Below are 14,275 nucleotides of genomic sequence, written 5' to 3' on the forward strand. Positions count from 1 at the left end.
CATAGTGACCCGCGCACCGATCGACGACCTGGAGCCACGATGGCCGCAACCACCGGCACCCCCACCGACGTCCCCGCGGCCGGCCGCCGGGAACGCACCGGCTGGTACTTCTACGACTGGGCCAACTCGGCGTTTGCCACCACGGTCCTGACCGTCTTCCTCGGACCGTTCCTGACCAGCATCACCAAGGTCGCCGCCGGCTGCCAGCTCAGCACCGACGTCGACGACTGCACCGGCCGGGTGCATCCGCTGGGCATCGCGGTGGCGCCGGGCTCCTTCTACCCGTACGTCGTCTCCCTCTCGGTTCTCCTGACGGTTTTCGTTCTTCCGGTGATGGGCGCGGTCGCCGACCGGACCCCGCGCAAGAAGCTGCTGCTGGCCGTGACCGCGTTCCTGGCGTCGGCGGCGACGATCGGCTTCGTCTTCGTCACCGGCGACCGGTACCTGCTGGGCGGGCTGCTGTTCCTGGTCGCGAACATCTCCGGCGGCGCGTCGATCGTCGTCTACAACTCCTTCCTGCCCCAGCTGGCCGGCCCCGACGAACGCGACAAGGTCTCCAGCCGCGGCTGGGCGCTGGGCTACCTCGGCGGCGGGCTGCTGCTGGCGTTCAACCTCGTCGCCGTGACGATCCTGTCGGTCGACGGCGACGACCAGCGCACCCTCGACATCGCCCGCTGGTGCATCGTCTCGGCCGGCGTGTGGTGGGCGCTGTTCACCCTCATCCCGCTCGCCTGGCTCAAGGAGCACCCGGGCGCGGAGGCGTCGGCCGCCCGCGGCAACGTGCTCGTCGACGGGTTCCGGCAACTGGGCCGCACCATCCGCAACGTCCGCGCGTACCCGCTCACCCTATTCTTCCTGCTCGCCTACCTGATCTACAACGACGGCATCCAGACCGTCATCGCGCTGGCCTCCCAGTACGGCACCGAGGAGCTCGACCTCGGCCAATCCACCCTGATCATCACGATCCTGCTCGTGCAGTTCCTGGCCTTCGGCGGCGCCCTGCTGCTCGGCGCCATGGCCGCGAAGGTCGGCGCCCGCAAGACGGTGCTGTTCTCGCTGGCGCTATGGCTGGCCGTCGTGGTCGCCGCCTACTGGCTGCCGGCCGGCGAGCCGCTGCCGTTCATGCTGCTCGGCGTCGCCATCGGCCTGGTGCTGGGCGGCAGCCAGGCACTGAGCCGGTCCCTGTTCTCGCAGCTGATCCCGGCCGGCCGCGAAGGCGAGTACTACGGCTTCTACGAGATCAGCGACAAGGGCACCAGCTGGCTCGGGCCGCTGCTGTTCGGCCTGGTCTTCCAGATCACCAACAGCTACCGGTTCGGCATCATCTCCCTGGTGATCTTCTTCCTGGTCGGCGGGATCCTGCTCGCCCTGGTGCCGATGCGCCGCGCCATCACCGCCGCCGGCAACACACCCCCCAGACTGATCTGATGGACATCACCGTCGACCCCGGCTCGGCCGTCCCCCCGTACGAGCAGGTCCGGCTGCGCATCGCCGCGCTCGCCGCCGACGGCACGCTCCCCGCCGGGGCGAAGCTGCCGCCGGTACGCACCCTGGCCGCCGACCTCGGCCTGGCCGCGAACACGGTCGCCCGCGCCTACCGGGAGCTCGAGCAGGCCGGCCTGGTCGAGACCCGCGGCCGGCTCGGCACCGTGATCACCGCCCGGGCCGCCGGCACCTCGGCGCGGGCGCAGCAGGCCGCCGCCGCCTACGCCGAGAACGTCAAGGCGTGGGGGGTGCCACCGGAAACCGCCCTGGCGCTGGTGCGCGCCGCGCTCGGCCTGTAACCGCCGTCAACGCGCGCCGCATCCCGGGCCGGCGGCCGGGTCGCGGCGCCCCACTAGGGTGGGCGGCATGCCCGCCTCCCCCTACGTGACCCGGCTGCGCGCCCACATCGGCCACGACCTGCTGCTGCTGCCCGGCGCCAGCGCCGTCGTCCGCGACGACCACGGCCGGATCCTGCTGCTGCGCCGCGGCGACAACGGCAAATGGTCGATCCCGGCCGGCATGATCGAGCCCGGCGAGCAGCCCGCCGACGCGATCGTGCGCGAGATCCGGGAGGAGACCGGCGTCGACGCCGAAGTGCAACGGGTCGCCGGCATCGCCACCCACCAGTCGCTCTACCCCAACGGCGACCGCTGCCAGTACCTGTCGGTCTGGTTCCGGTGCCGGGCCGTCGGCGGCACCGCCCGGCCCGACGGCGACGAGTCCCTGGAGGTCGGCTGGTTCACCCCGGACACCCTGCCGCCGGGCCTCGACCAGCGGGACCTGATGCGCATCGAGACCACCGCGGCGCCGGACGCCCCGGCCGTCATCCTCTAAAGAGCGTCCGGGCGCGACAGACCCGGATGCCGGTCGGCGCCCGCCGCCGCGAACCAGGTGCCCTCGCCCGCCGCCGTCGACAGCCGCAGCTTCGCCCACTCGTCCAGACCCTCCGGCGGCGACTCCCGCCAGGCGACCTCCAGCGACTCGTCACCGTCGGCGGCCGGCACACCACCGACCGCCCGGCACCGGAACCACACATTCAGGTACTCGCAGCGGTCCCCGTTCGGATACTGCACCGGATGCGTGGCGACCCCCGCCATCGACTCGATCTCGACCCGGACGCCGGTCTCCTCCCACACCTCCCGCACCACCGCCTCCGACGGCTGCTCCCCCGGCTCCACCATCCCGGCCGGCAGCGACCACCTGCCGTTGTCCCCGCGCCGCACGAACAACACCCGGCCCCGCTCGTCGCGCACGATCGCCGACACCCCCGGCAACAGCAGCAGATCGTGACCGATGTGGGCGCGCAGGGCGGTGACATACTCCGGAACCGGCATGATCGGCAGCCTAGGCCGGGCCCGCAACCGGCCGGTCCGCGAAAATCCAGTCCAGGCCGTCCGCGCCGGCCGTGTCCAGATGCTCCGCCCGCCGCAGACCCGCCCGCACCGCCACCCGCGCCGACGCGGCATTACCCGGCCGCACCCGGGCGATCACCGGCAACCCGACCCCGGCCACCGACGCGACCACCGCCGACGCCGCCTCCGACGCCAGACCGGCACCCCACGCGGCCGGCTCCAACCGGTAGAACAGGTTCAGCACCGGCCGCTCATGCAGACGCATCAGCTTCACCCCGCAGAAACCCACCACATGCTCGCTGCCATGCCGCCGCAGCACGTAATAGCCGTAGCCGTGCCGCTGCCAATGCGCCATCCACCGCCGGCACCGGTCCACCGCCTCCGCCCGCACCGTGATCATGTCGGACGGGTTGTGCTCACACGCGACCGGATCGGCGTGGATCCGCAGGATCGCATCCGCGTCCGCCTCCCCGGGCGGCCGCAACGACAGCCGGTCGGTGTTCACGCCGGCCGGCCCCGCAGCACCAGGACGTGCCACAGATACTTGACCAACTGCGGGTCGGCGCCCGGCTCCCGGGCCGCCCGCCCCACCACCTCCGCGGTCAGCTCCGCCACCCCGTAGCGGGCCGCCACCCGCGCCGCCAACGGCGGAACCTCCGGACCGCGCAACTCCACCGGAAAGCCCGCCGGGGCCAGCCGGAACCCCGGCGACCACGTCAAAGTCCCGCACAACGACCGCAGGAGCGGCTCGAACCGCGTACCGGCGAAGGACGGGTCCGCCACCACGGCCGCGACATCCTCACCCACCGCGACACCACCGTGGACCTGGGCCTCCACGTAATGATCCATCGCCCGGCCCGCCGCCGTCCGCGGCCGCGCCAGCGCATCCACCCACTCCCGCGGCGAACCCGCGGCCACATTCAGCGCCCGGCCGGTCGACGCCACCTCCGCCAGCAACGCCGCCCACACCGCACCGAACGTCTCCGCCGTCCCCACCACCGACGGCAACGTGACACTGTCGCCGTGACTGAACGTCGCCCGCCGCGCCACCTCCGCCCGCAACACCAGATGACACGACCCGAACCGCGGCGACGCCCCATCCGGGAAACCGGCCAGATTCAGCGCACCGTAGACCGGCCGGCCGGCGCTGCCCGCATACACCCCGGGAAACATCCGCTCCTCCCACGCCCGGCGCGGACCACCCAGCCCACCGTTCGAGATCCCCGTCTCGAACTGCGACCGGTACATCCCCTCCGCCGCCAGATGCTCGGCCACCGTCGCGCCGTCCGCCAGCAACCGGTCCGGATGGAAGTTCACCGTGATCGGCGCCGCCACCACCGGACCCGGCTGCGGACACAAACCGCGCACATGCGCCAGCGCCCGCTCGGCCGCGCTCACTTCGCCGCGATCGTGTCCGTCGCCAACAGCACGATCAACAAAAGACCCACCACCACCCGGTACGCGATGAAGATCGCATACGAGTGCTTCGCGATGTACCGCAACAACCACGTCACCGCGAACAACGCCACCACGAAACTCACCGCCGTCGCCGTCAGCGTGTTCACCCAGCCCACACCCTCGGCGATGTTCCCCGCCTCGTCGTGCACCTGCAGCACCGTCGCACCCAGCAGCGCCGGGATCGACAGGAAGAACGACAGCTTCGTCACCGTCACCCGGTCGAAGTCCCGCAACAGGCCGGCCGACATCGTCGCCCCCGACCGCGACACCCCCGGAATCAGCGCCAGACACTGCGCCGTACCGATGATCAGCGTGTCCTTCCAGGTCGTGTCGTCCTCGTGCCGCACCTGCGTCGCCGCATGATCCGCGAACGCCATCACCCCCGACCACAGGATCAGCGCACCCGCCACGAACCACAGACTCCGCAACGTCGTCTCGATCGTGTCCTGGAACGCCAGCCCGATGATGCCGATCGGGATCGACCCCAGGATCACCGCCCACCCGAACCGCCAGTCCGGATCCTTGCGCGCCTCCGCGCTCAACAACCCCCGCACCCACGCCGGCACGATCCGCAGAATGTCCTTGCGCAGGAACCACACCGTCGCCAGCACCGCGCCCGACTGGATGATCGCCGTGAACGCCGTGATGTCCGGCGAGTCGATCTGATAACCCAGCAGCTTCTCGGCAATGGTCAGATGGCCGGTACTCGAGATCGGCAGGAACTCGGTGACCCCCTCCACCGCACCCAGCAGCACCGCCTCGAAGATGTTCACAACCGACCGCCTCTTGTCCCGGACCGCTGACCGCGGATGAGCATAGGGGGACCCGTCACGGCCCGGCGCGGCGGGCACGCGCCGCCGCGATCATGTACGCCGGATCACGATCCAGGTTGTGCCGGTCCCGGTCATAGCGCCGCGTCGTCCGCGGATCGGCATGACCCATCGCATCCTGCACATCCTCCAACGGCACACCCTCCGACCGGGCCGCGGTGGCAAAAGCATGCCGCAACGAATGCGGCGACAGACGATCGGCCGCGGGAATACCGGCCTCCGACGCCAGACGCCGTACGAGCCGGAACACCGCATGCCGATCCAGGCGCCCGCCGCTGGAGGTCACGAACAACGGCCCATCACCGCTCGTCCGGCCATCACCGCTCGTCCGGCCATCACCGCTCGTCCGGACGGCCAGGTAACGGTCAAGCGCCTCGGCCGCATCCGCGGTCAGCACCCGCCGCCGCGGCCGGCCACCCTTCCCGACGAACCGGACCGTCCGATGACCACGCTCCCAGCCCACGTCGGACAAATCCAGGCCGACCAACTCCCCCACCCGCAAACCCAGATCCGCCAGCACAGTGATCACCGCCCGGCTGCGCTCCCCCGCCCGAGCCGCCGCCACCAGCAGCGCATCCACCTCCCCCGGCGTCAGACCCACCGTCGCCGAATGGTCCCGGGACACGTACGGCCGATCCGCCCCGCCCACCGGATTCGCCTCCACCGCGCGAATCTTCACCAGGAAGTCGTACCAGCTCGACAAACCCGACAACTTACGCGCGACCGTGGTCGCCGCCAGCTTCCGCGCCTCCAACCCGCGCGCATACGCGTTCACATCCAGAAACGACGCCCGCAGCGGATCCTTCTCCTGCGCCCCACACCACGCCAGCCACCCCGCCACATCCCGCCGATACGCCGCCCGCGTGTGCTCCGACAACCGCCGATTCGCCAGCCACGCCTCGGTCACCCGCTCCGCCGCACCCAACCCCGCGACCGCGCCGCCACCCTGCCTCGGCACCACCTGCATGCCGCCATCGTCTCAGCTCGACGACACACCACCCGCCGCGACATGCCAGCGACGCCCAAACCCCACCGCATCGGCGAAATACCGGTCATGCGTCACCGCCACCAACGTCCCCCGGAACCGCCGCAACGCCTCCTCCACCACCTCCAGCGCGTCGAAATCCAGAAAGTTCGTCGGCTCATCCAGCACCAAAACCCGCGCCGGACCGTTCACCAGAACCGCCAACACCAACCGCCGCAACTCCCCCGCCGACAAACTCCGCGTCCGCACCTCCCACTGATCCGGCCCGAACTGATGACCCGCCAGCAACCGCTCCGCATCATCCACATACACCGGCACCCGCGACCGGAAGAACTCCATCACCGTCGCATCCGACCGCAGCCCGTCCGACGTCTGCGGCAACACCGCCACCTCATCGCCACCCACCTCGGCCAGCGCCCGCAACAACGTCGTCTTCCCCGCCCCGTTACGCCCGGTCACCAGGATGCGATCCCCCCGCCGTACATCCAGATCGACGTCGTCCAGCAACACCCGGTCACCGAAACGCACCGACAACCCCCGCAGCTTCAGCACCACCTCCCCCGCCTCCGCCTCATCCGCCGGAAACGCCAGCGTCAACGGCGGCCGCGCCTGCGGCCGCGCGACCCACGCCGTCGACTCCATCCGCCGCCGCAACCGCCGCTCCCGCACCTTCGCCTTGCGCGCCACCAACTGCGCCACCCGCTTCAGATGCGGCGCCGCCACCCCCAGACCCGACATCGTCTCCACACCCCGGGCCTGCTGCTTCGTCCGCTCGATATCCGCCTCCCACCGGCGGCGATCCTTCTCCTGCGCCTCGAAATCCAGCAGCAACCGCTCCCACCGCCGCTGCTTCTCCGTCCGGTTCGCGCTGAAGCCGCCCCCCGGAAAATCCTGCGGCTCGTCGTGAATCCCGTCCAGCTCGACCACCCGCCCGACCGTCGCATCGAGAAACGCCCGATCGTGGCTCACCACCAGCACCCCACCCGGAAACGCCCGCAGCCACTCCTGCAACCAGGCCGCGCCCTCCGCATCCAGATGATTCGTCGGCTCATCCAGCAGCAACAGATCCGGCTCGCTCAGCAAAGCCCGCGCCAGCAGCAACCGCGCCTGCTCCCCGCCCGACACACTTGCGAGCGGCAGATCATCGGGCAGCCCCGCGATATCGAGCCGCTGCCGAACCTCCGCCAGCCGCGTCTCCGCCGTCCAGCCCTCCAGAGCCGTCCAGCGCTCCTGCACCCGGCCGAACTCCGCAAGCAGATCCGCACCGCCGGCCGGCGGCGTCTCGAACCCGGCCTCATCGCCGGCCAGCCGCGCCTCGAGCACCCGCAACTCGGCCGTCACCGTGGCGAGCTCACCCAGGCCGCCGGCCAGGAACGCGCCCACCGTCCCGTCCGGGTCGGGCATCTGCTGGGGGACATAACCCACCCGCGTGCCCGGACCGTAGGTCACCGCCCCACCGGCCGGCCGCAGCTCCCCCGCGAGCACCCGCAGCAGGGTGGTCTTCCCGGCGCCATTAGGACCCACCACCCCGATCCGGTCACCGTCGCCGAGCACCAGGTCGAAGCCGGAGAAGAGCAGCTCACCGTCGTACGTCGCAGCGAGCGAAACAGCTTTCAGCAAGAAGGCCTCCAATGGTCAACACCGACGTGGCCCGCCGCATGAACGAGGCCACGATGAGCAGGTCGGAGTTGAGATCACATGGAGAAGGCCGCTCCTCTGTTCCGCCGGACTGGGTTGCTCCCACCCTGCCCCGCACGGTGATCGGCCGCAACCAAATTTGGTTGGTGGCTGCCGTTGATTCCTTTTTGCTCTTGACCTTTGCTTTTGGTGCGCCGTGAGAGGGCGCACCGCGCGTAAGGCATCCTAGGATGGTACGGGGTCGGCTCGGATATGTTGATGCCCCGCGGCAGCCGCGGTGGGGTCAAGTGGCGACGACTAACCCCCGAAGGTCGAGGGCTGACCGCCGAGGTTTGAGAGCCGACGGTCGGTGGCTCGGGGGCGGGCCGAGGGCCGGCGGGGTTCGGAGCGCCCAGGAGAGCCACGTCCGGGTTTCACTGTTTCACTCAGCGCCCGAGCCGGACTGCGCGGCCACCGTCAGGGCGTCGACGAAGACCCGGCCGCGGCGAGTCCCGTTCGCGAGGCTCGGCAGCGCTCCCCCTCTTGTATGCACCGTGGAGCGGTTCGGTGACGTCGCACCGTGCACAGCCGCTAGGCATCCTAGGATACTAGGTTGACGATGGTGCCCGGTCCTCGCGGTGGTTACTGCGTTGTCGCTCACGTGCGGCGCCGCCGGGACCGGCTGGTTGCGAACATTGGCGCACAATGGGCGCGTGCCGCGTCCCCCGTCCAGTTCTCCGCCGCTCCGGCACACCGCCGACCCGGCGCAGACCCGCGCCGACCTGGCGGGGCTGCGTCCCGACCTGGTCGGACGCTACGACGCCAAGCTGCCGGGCGCCAAGGCCGCGGTGCTGGCGCGGCTGCTGGGCGCGCTCGACCGGGAGCCGCTGCCGGGGCTGAACGGGCGCCGGCCGGGTGAGGCGTCCTTCCCTGGGGTGACGGTGCGGTATCCGGCCGGCGCCGCCACGGCGTTCGCTCCGGCTGCGGCGGGGCTGGCGGCCTTCGTGCGGGCCGGCAGCTACGAGGCGGGAGCGACCGGGCCGGGCGGGCCCATCGAGCCGGTCGAGGGGACGTCTCCGCAACCGGGGGCGGTCGTCATGGACCCCGGGACACTGGTGCGGGTGCTGTGGCCGGGCAGCGATCTGGCCGCCGAGGTCGACAACAGTGTCGCGAACCTGGCCCTGGCCCGAGCCGGCTCAGCGGCCACCGCGGCCGGCTCGTCGGCTGTCGGCGAGCCGATCGCCGTACCGCTGCCGGCGCCGGGCGACCCGGACGGGCTTGCGTGGGCCGAGCAGTCCATCGTCGACGGGCATCCGCTGCACCCCTGCTGCCGGACCCGGGGCGGGATGAGCGTGGCCGACGTGCTGGCCTACGGTCCCGAGCACCGGCCGGTGATCCGCCTGCGCCGGCTCAAGGTGCCGGCCGGCAGGTGGCACGGCACGGCCGAGCCGGTGCTGCTCGCCCACCCGTGGCAGGCCGAACGGCTGCGCGACCGCTACCCGTGGCTGGCCGACGACGGCGAGACCGGGCCGGCGCTGCCGCTGATGTCGCTGCGTACGGTCGCGATGGCCGGCGGCGGACCGCACGTGAAGACCGCCGTCGACGTGCAGATGACCTCCGCGGTGCGGACAGTGTCACCGGCCGCCGTCGAGAACGGGCCGGTGCTGTCGGCGCTGCTGCGGCACCTGACCGCCGACCTGCCGATCGACGTGCTGGCCGAGACGGCGGCGGGCGCGGTGCTGGTCGACGGGCAGCCGCAGCGGCATCTGGCCTTCCTCGTCCGGGAGGCGCCGCGCCTGGCCGCGAACGAGATCGCGGTGCCGCTGGCCCTGTACGGGGTGTCCGAGGCGCTCCAGGCGACGGTGCCCGACCCGTACGAGCTGATGGGTCTGCTCGGCGGTTTGCTGTTCGCGCCCCTCGTGCGGGTGCTGGACCGCGGCGTCGCGCTGGAGGCGCACGGGCAGAACACGCTGGTCGTGCTGCGCGACCACCGGCCGGTCCGGATCCTCTACCGGGACCTGGGCGGGGTACGGGTCAGTGCCCGCCGGCTGCGGGAGGCGAGCGTCGACGCGCCCCGGCTGCGCGGCGACCTGCCCAGCGACGACCCGGCCGAGCTGCGCGCCAAGCTCGCCGCCGCCGCGCTCGGCACCGTCGCCGCCGAGCTGATCGCCGCGCTCACCCGCCGCGGCGCCGACCCCGCCCGGCTGTGGGGCATCGTCGCCGCCGCGCTGCGCGAGACCGGCGCCCGCGACGTGCCCCACCTGCTGCGTGACCCGCTGCCGGTCAAGGCGACCACGGCCATGCGCCTGGCCGCCGACCCGCTCGACGACATCTGGGCCCACCTGGACAACCCGCTGGCGGCACACGCATGACGCGCAGTCTCTCGCCGGAACGCCTCGCCCACACCGAGGCCGCCCTCGCCGTCCACGCGCCGGAGCTGGTCGACGGGTTCCTCACCGCGCTGCCGGCGGCCGCCGACACCGTGGGACGCCGCCTGCGCGGAGCACTCGTGCGCGAGGGCATCCGCGACATGGGCCCCGGTCCGATGCACGCGTTCGGCCGGATCGAGTACGCCTCCTCGGGCGTCGGCGACCCGGTGGAGCTGCTCGACGGCATCGACGCCCCGGGGTTCGCCGCCGAGCTGCGCAACGCCGTGCTCAACCTGGCGATCGCGATGGCCCGCCCGGCCGCCGCGGTCGGCGACGGGCCGGACTGGCAGGCGATCGGTCTCGAACGGCTCGCGGTGGCCGGGCACAACCTGCACCCCTGCGGCCGTACCCGGCTCGGCTGGGACACCGGCGACGTGCTCGAGCACGATCTCGAGGCGCCGATGACCCGGCTCGGCTTCGTGGCCGTACGCGACGAGCTGCACCTGGGCGACGACGTGTTCCCGGCGATGGCGGCGCCGGCCGGCTACCGCGTCCAGCCGGTGCACGTCTGGCAGCGGGACATGGTGCTGCCCGCCCGCTACGGCGACCTGCTGGCCGACGGGTCGCTGCGGATCCTCGACGAGGAGATCCCGGCGGTGCCGACCGCGGCCCTGCGGACGTTGTGGCTGCCGTCGCTCGGCGAGTACCTGAAGGTGTCGCTGGACATCCAGGTCACCTCGACCCGGCGCAGCATCAGCGTGGCGTCGACCCGCAACGGCCCGGCGGTGTCGCAGCTGCTGCATCGTCTGGTCGAGGACGACCGGCTGCTGCTCATGGCGGAGACGGCGGGCGCGGCCGTCCCGGTCGGCTCGGGGCGGGATCTGTCGGCGATCCGCCGGGACGGACTGGCCGGCCGGCTGGAACCCGGCGAGCGGGTCATTCCGGGCGGGGCGCTCCCGTTTCTGCTCGATGAGCTGGTCACCGGCGATCCGGCGGAGTGGCTCCGGGCGTACGCGCAACTGCTCCTCCCGCCGTTGATGAAGTTGACCGCGCAGGGCGTCGCGCTCGAGGCGCACCTGCAGAACTGCCTGCCCACCTTCGTCGGCGGCCGGCCCCACCGGCTCGCCCTGCGCGACTTCGCCGGTCTGCGGCTGCACCGGCCCCGGCTGGCGGCGGCCGGCCACGACATCGCGCTCTGGCCCGGCTCGGTGGTCGGCACCGACGATCTCGACGTGTTCCGGGCGAAGATCGGATACACGCTGTTCCAGGCCCACCTCGGCGAGATCGTCCTGCGGCTGGACATCGACGAGGACCACGGCTGGAAGATCATCCGCTCGGTGCTCGACGCCTGCTGCTCCGGCGACGACCATGCGGCCTTCACCGCGCCGCTCGTGCCGCACAAGGCCCTGGTGCGGATGCGCCTGGCCGGCGAGGGCGACATCTACATCCCGGTGCGGAACCCGCTGCATGCGCGCTGAGCTGCTGCGATCGCTGCCCGCGCCGGCGTGCGCCTATCTCTATGACACCGCGGCGCTGCGCGCGCGAGCCGCGATGGTCCGGGCAGCGTTGCCCGCTTCCGCCACTTTGCTGTACGCCGTGAAAGCCAACGGGCATCCGTCCGTCGTCTCGGCTCTGGCCTCGGTCTGTGACGGCCTCGAGGTGGCGTCGGGCGGCGAGCTGGCGCTGGCCCGCGAGGCCGGCGCCCGGCGGATCGTCTTCGGCGGCCCCGGCAAGACCGACGCCGAGCTGTCGGCGGCCCTGGCGGCGGACGCCCTGATCAATGTGGAGAGCGTGCACGAGCTGCGCCGGATAGCGGCCCTCTCCGGCGACGCCACGCCGTCGGTGTGCCTGCGCGTCAACCGGCCCGGCGGCGGTCTGACCGGCAGCCACGCGATGACCGGCGCCCCTACCCCGTTCGGCATCGAGGAGGCCCAGCTGGGCGAGGCCATGGCCGTGCCGGGCGTCACGGTGGTCGGCTTCCACCTGCACGCCGTCTCGAACAACCTGGACGGCCCGGCCCACGCCGCCTTCGTCACCTCGTCGCTGGCGTGGTCGGTCCGGACGGCCGGCGCGCTCGGCATCGCCCTGCGGGTGGTCAACGTGGGTGGCGGATTCGGAGTCGACTATCGCTCCGCGGACTCTATGGACTTGTCAACGCTCTCCCGGGTGGTCGTGCCCGACGGCATCGACCTGATCTTCGAACCCGGCCGCTTCCTGGCCGCCGACGCCGGCTTCTACGCGGCCACGGTGCTCGACCTGAAGACCACGCACGGCCGCACCTTCGCCGTCCTCCGCGGCGGCACCCACCACTTCCGCCTTCCCGCCGCCTGGGGCTACAGCCACCCCTTCACCATCGTCCCCGTCGACTCCTGGCCTCACCCCTACCCGCGCCCGTCCGTCACCGACGTCGAGGTCGACGCCGTCGGGGAGCTCTGCACGCCCCGGGACGTGCTGACCCGGGGCCAGCACGTGCGGTCCTTGCGCGCCGGCGACATCCTGGTCTTCGCCCGCACCGGCGCCTACGGCTGGGACATCTCCCACCATGACTTCCTACGCCACGACCCACCCACCTTCCTCATCGTCTGAGCGCCCGCGGCGGACAGTGGGGCCGCCGGCCCGGGCCGCCAACCGGCCCACCGTCGCGCCCGCCGCAGACCGTTCGGCCGCCCGCCCACCCGTCGTCGCGGGCGCGGTCGCCGCTCACTTCGGCCGCCGGAAGGTCGCCCGCCAGCGCTCGGCGTCGTCGACCCGGACACGCTCGATCTTTTCCTCGGTCAGCCCGCCGGTGGCGAACGCCTCCACCTCCGCCCGCACCAGCGGCCAGGGCGGACCGTCCTCGTCGGGCTCGTCGGCGACCGCGCCCAGCATCAGCAGCGTGCCGCCCGCAGCGACGAAGCCGGCCACGGTCGCGGTCAGCCGCTCGCGGTAGGCGCGCGGCAGGGCCTGCACGTTGTTGCTCTCCACGACCAGGTCGAACGCCTGCCACCAGGCCGCGGGCGGATCGAGCAGGTCGGCGACCCGGTAGTCGACCGTCGTCCGGGGATGCCGCCGCCGGGCCTCGGCGATGGCGGTCGCGGAGATGTCGAACGCCGTGGTCACATAGCCCAGCCCGGCGACGAACTCGGCGTCGCGCCCCGGTCCGCACCCCACCACCAGCGCGCGCCGGCCCTCGCCGCGGGGCAGCCCGGCGCCGACCAGGCTGGCGCTCGGGTCGGGCCGGTCCCACGGAACCTCGGCCCTGCCGTCGACGGCCTCGGCGTAGAGCCGCTCGAACCAACCGGTGGCATCACCACCGGCCAGCGACTCGGCGGCCAGCCGTCTGGTGTCCTCGCGCCCGCTCATGCTTGCTCCCCCGTCTCGTCCGGTCCGGCTGCCGTGCACGGATGAGCCTGCCGTCTACCCCAGGGGGCGAGTCAAGGCTGTGGATTGTGCCGCGGAAAATGTCGTACGCCGGCCGTAGAGTCACCCCACCCAGTGAACGGGGTGGGGACTGGACGGGGGAAGGATGCTGTGGTGACCGAGCGGCGGCGTCCACCGGAGCGGCTGCCGCACAACCCGCGCCTGTTGCTGGTCCGCCACGCCATGCCTGTGGTCGACCCGGCCGTTCCGGCGGCGCTCTGGCACCTCGGCGACGCGGGTCGGGATGCTGCCCGGCGTCTGCGGCCGTTCATCCCGGCCGGCGCCCGGTTTGTCGCCAGCACCGAGCCGAAGGCCGTCGAGACGCTGCGGGAGCTCGCCGGGGACGCGCCGATCGCGACGGACGCCGGGTTCGCCGAGGTGCGGCGGCCGGACGCGTGGGGTGCGGGCTACCGGGCGACCGCCCGCTCCTACGTCGAGGGGGCCGGACACGACGGGTGGGAGCCGCACGTCGAGGTCGTCGCCCGCTTCGACGCGGCGGTCCGGCGCCACTGCGCGGCCTTCGGCCCGACGACCGGCACCTTGGTCGTCGGCACGCACGGGCTCGCCTGCACTCTCTGGCTCGCCGGCCTCGGCCTCGGCTCCGCCGAAGCCGAACCCGAAGCGGAAGCCGAACCCCAAGCCCAAGCCGAAGCCGAACCCGAAGCGGAACTCGAATCTAAACCCGGCCCCGGCGCGTTCTGGGAAAGCCTCCGCTTCCCCGACCTCATCGCGGTCGATCCGGCGTCCCTCGGCGCGCGCCGAATCGTCGGTGGGTGAGGA

General features: G+C 72.4%; 15 protein-coding genes. 8 read left to right on the forward strand and 7 right to left on the reverse strand.

Annotated elements, in window-relative coordinates; genetic code table 11:
- The first annotated feature begins 39 nt into the window (after positions 1-39).
- The 3 genes from ACQP2F_RS24150 (at position 40) to ACQP2F_RS24160 (ending at position 2,319) form a co-directional block, all read left to right on the forward strand.
- On the forward strand, positions 40-1,428 hold the full coding sequence (locus tag ACQP2F_RS24150; RefSeq protein ID WP_433290924.1) for an MFS transporter: 1,389 nt from the start codon (positions 40-42) through the stop codon (positions 1,426-1,428).
- Positions 1,428-1,784, forward strand: coding sequence for a GntR family transcriptional regulator (locus ACQP2F_RS24155; RefSeq protein WP_433290926.1), 357 nt, complete (start codon positions 1,428-1,430; stop codon positions 1,782-1,784). Before ACQP2F_RS24150 ends, ACQP2F_RS24155 begins: the two co-directional genes overlap by 1 nt.
- Before the next feature lie 67 nt (positions 1,785-1,851).
- Entirely contained in the window at positions 1,852-2,319 is a 468-nt protein-coding gene (locus ACQP2F_RS24160; RefSeq protein WP_433290928.1) for an NUDIX hydrolase, read from the forward strand.
- On the opposite strand, the gene ACQP2F_RS24165 is transcribed toward ACQP2F_RS24160, so the two are convergent.
- From ACQP2F_RS24165 to ACQP2F_RS24190, 6 genes are read right to left on the reverse strand one after another with little or no spacing between them, the layout of a single operon-like run.
- Complete coding sequence (locus ACQP2F_RS24165; RefSeq protein ID WP_433290930.1) at positions 2,316-2,819, reverse strand: NUDIX hydrolase; 504 nt, start codon at positions 2,817-2,819, stop codon at positions 2,316-2,318. The genes ACQP2F_RS24160 and ACQP2F_RS24165 overlap by 4 nt on opposite strands.
- A gap of 10 nt (positions 2,820-2,829) precedes the next feature.
- A complete protein-coding gene (locus ACQP2F_RS24170; RefSeq protein ID WP_433290932.1) occupies positions 2,830-3,342 on the reverse strand; it encodes a GNAT family N-acetyltransferase in 513 nt (170 codons plus the stop codon).
- Positions 3,339-4,235, reverse strand: a complete 897-nt coding sequence (locus ACQP2F_RS24175; protein WP_433290934.1) for a DUF3626 domain-containing protein — start codon at positions 4,233-4,235, stop codon at positions 3,339-3,341. The genes ACQP2F_RS24170 and ACQP2F_RS24175 overlap by 4 nt, the downstream gene beginning before the upstream one ends.
- A complete protein-coding gene (locus tag ACQP2F_RS24180; protein ID WP_433290936.1) occupies positions 4,232-5,068 on the reverse strand; it encodes an undecaprenyl-diphosphate phosphatase in 837 nt (278 codons plus the stop codon). The genes ACQP2F_RS24175 and ACQP2F_RS24180 overlap by 4 nt, the downstream gene beginning before the upstream one ends.
- 55 nt (positions 5,069-5,123) lie before the next feature.
- A complete protein-coding gene (locus ACQP2F_RS24185; RefSeq protein ID WP_433290938.1) occupies positions 5,124-6,092 on the reverse strand; it encodes a tyrosine-type recombinase/integrase in 969 nt (322 codons plus the stop codon).
- A gap of 12 nt (positions 6,093-6,104) precedes the next feature.
- Positions 6,105-7,730, reverse strand: a complete 1,626-nt coding sequence (locus tag ACQP2F_RS24190) for an ABC-F family ATP-binding cassette domain-containing protein (RefSeq protein ID WP_433290940.1) — start codon at positions 7,728-7,730, stop codon at positions 6,105-6,107.
- Between the two features lie 11 nt (positions 7,731-7,741).
- Here ACQP2F_RS24190 and ACQP2F_RS24195 point away from each other — a divergent pair, with 11 nt between their 5' ends.
- The 4 genes from ACQP2F_RS24195 to ACQP2F_RS24210 all read left to right on the forward strand — a co-directional run bounded on the left by ACQP2F_RS24195 (position 7,742) and on the right by ACQP2F_RS24210 (position 12,682).
- Entirely contained in the window at positions 7,742-7,948 is a 207-nt protein-coding gene (locus tag ACQP2F_RS24195) for a hypothetical protein (protein WP_433290942.1), read from the forward strand.
- 492 nt (positions 7,949-8,440) lie between these two features.
- Positions 8,441-10,099, forward strand: a complete 1,659-nt coding sequence (locus tag ACQP2F_RS24200) for an IucA/IucC family protein (RefSeq protein ID WP_433290944.1) — start codon at positions 8,441-8,443, stop codon at positions 10,097-10,099.
- Positions 10,096-11,574, forward strand: coding sequence for an IucA/IucC family protein (locus ACQP2F_RS24205; protein ID WP_433290946.1), 1,479 nt, complete (start codon positions 10,096-10,098; stop codon positions 11,572-11,574). The genes ACQP2F_RS24200 and ACQP2F_RS24205 overlap by 4 nt, the downstream gene beginning before the upstream one ends.
- Entirely contained in the window at positions 11,564-12,682 is a 1,119-nt protein-coding gene (locus ACQP2F_RS24210; protein WP_433290948.1) for an alanine racemase, read from the forward strand. Before ACQP2F_RS24205 ends, ACQP2F_RS24210 begins: the two co-directional genes overlap by 11 nt.
- Positions 12,683-12,796: 114 nt before the next feature.
- On the opposite strand, the gene ACQP2F_RS24215 is transcribed toward ACQP2F_RS24210, so the two are convergent.
- Positions 12,797-13,438 (reverse strand): class I SAM-dependent methyltransferase, encoded by a 642-nt coding sequence (locus ACQP2F_RS24215; protein WP_433290950.1) that lies wholly within the window; start codon positions 13,436-13,438, stop codon positions 12,797-12,799.
- A gap of 171 nt (positions 13,439-13,609) precedes the next feature.
- Here ACQP2F_RS24215 and ACQP2F_RS24220 point away from each other — a divergent pair, with 171 nt between their 5' ends.
- Positions 13,610-14,272 carry a histidine phosphatase family protein gene (locus ACQP2F_RS24220; RefSeq protein WP_433290952.1) on the forward strand — a complete coding sequence of 221 codons (663 nt, stop codon included), beginning with the start codon at positions 13,610-13,612 and terminating at the stop codon, positions 14,270-14,272.
- The last annotated feature ends 3 nt before the right edge of the window (positions 14,273-14,275 follow it).

The organism is Actinoplanes sp. CA-030573 (assembly GCF_050951115.1).
GTDB lineage: Bacteria > Actinomycetota > Actinomycetes > Mycobacteriales > Micromonosporaceae > Actinoplanes.

What these genes read in the sequence shown, in the direction of transcription:
- ACQP2F_RS24150 (WP_433290924.1), top strand. Translation starts at nt 40, where the DNA reads ATGGCCGCAACCACCGGCACCCCCACCGACGTCCCCGCGGCCGGCCGC.
- ACQP2F_RS24155 (WP_433290926.1), top strand. Translation starts at nt 1,428, where the DNA reads ATGGACATCACCGTCGACCCCGGCTCGGCCGTCCCCCCGTACGAGCAG.
- ACQP2F_RS24160 (WP_433290928.1), top strand. Translation starts at nt 1,852, where the DNA reads ATGCCCGCCTCCCCCTACGTGACCCGGCTGCGCGCCCACATCGGCCAC.
- ACQP2F_RS24165 (WP_433290930.1), bottom strand. Translation starts at nt 2,819, where the DNA reads ATGCCGGTTCCGGAGTATGTCACCGCCCTGCGCGCCCACATCGGTCAC.
- ACQP2F_RS24185 (WP_433290938.1), bottom strand. Translation starts at nt 6,092, where the DNA reads ATGCAGGTGGTGCCGAGGCAGGGTGGCGGCGCGGTCGCGGGGTTGGGT.
- ACQP2F_RS24195 (WP_433290942.1), top strand. Translation starts at nt 7,742, where the DNA reads ATGGTCAACACCGACGTGGCCCGCCGCATGAACGAGGCCACGATGAGC.
- ACQP2F_RS24205 (WP_433290946.1), top strand. Translation starts at nt 10,096, where the DNA reads ATGACGCGCAGTCTCTCGCCGGAACGCCTCGCCCACACCGAGGCCGCC.
- ACQP2F_RS24210 (WP_433290948.1), top strand. Translation starts at nt 11,564, where the DNA reads ATGCGCGCTGAGCTGCTGCGATCGCTGCCCGCGCCGGCGTGCGCCTAT.
- ACQP2F_RS24215 (WP_433290950.1), bottom strand. Translation starts at nt 13,438, where the DNA reads ATGAGCGGGCGCGAGGACACCAGACGGCTGGCCGCCGAGTCGCTGGCC.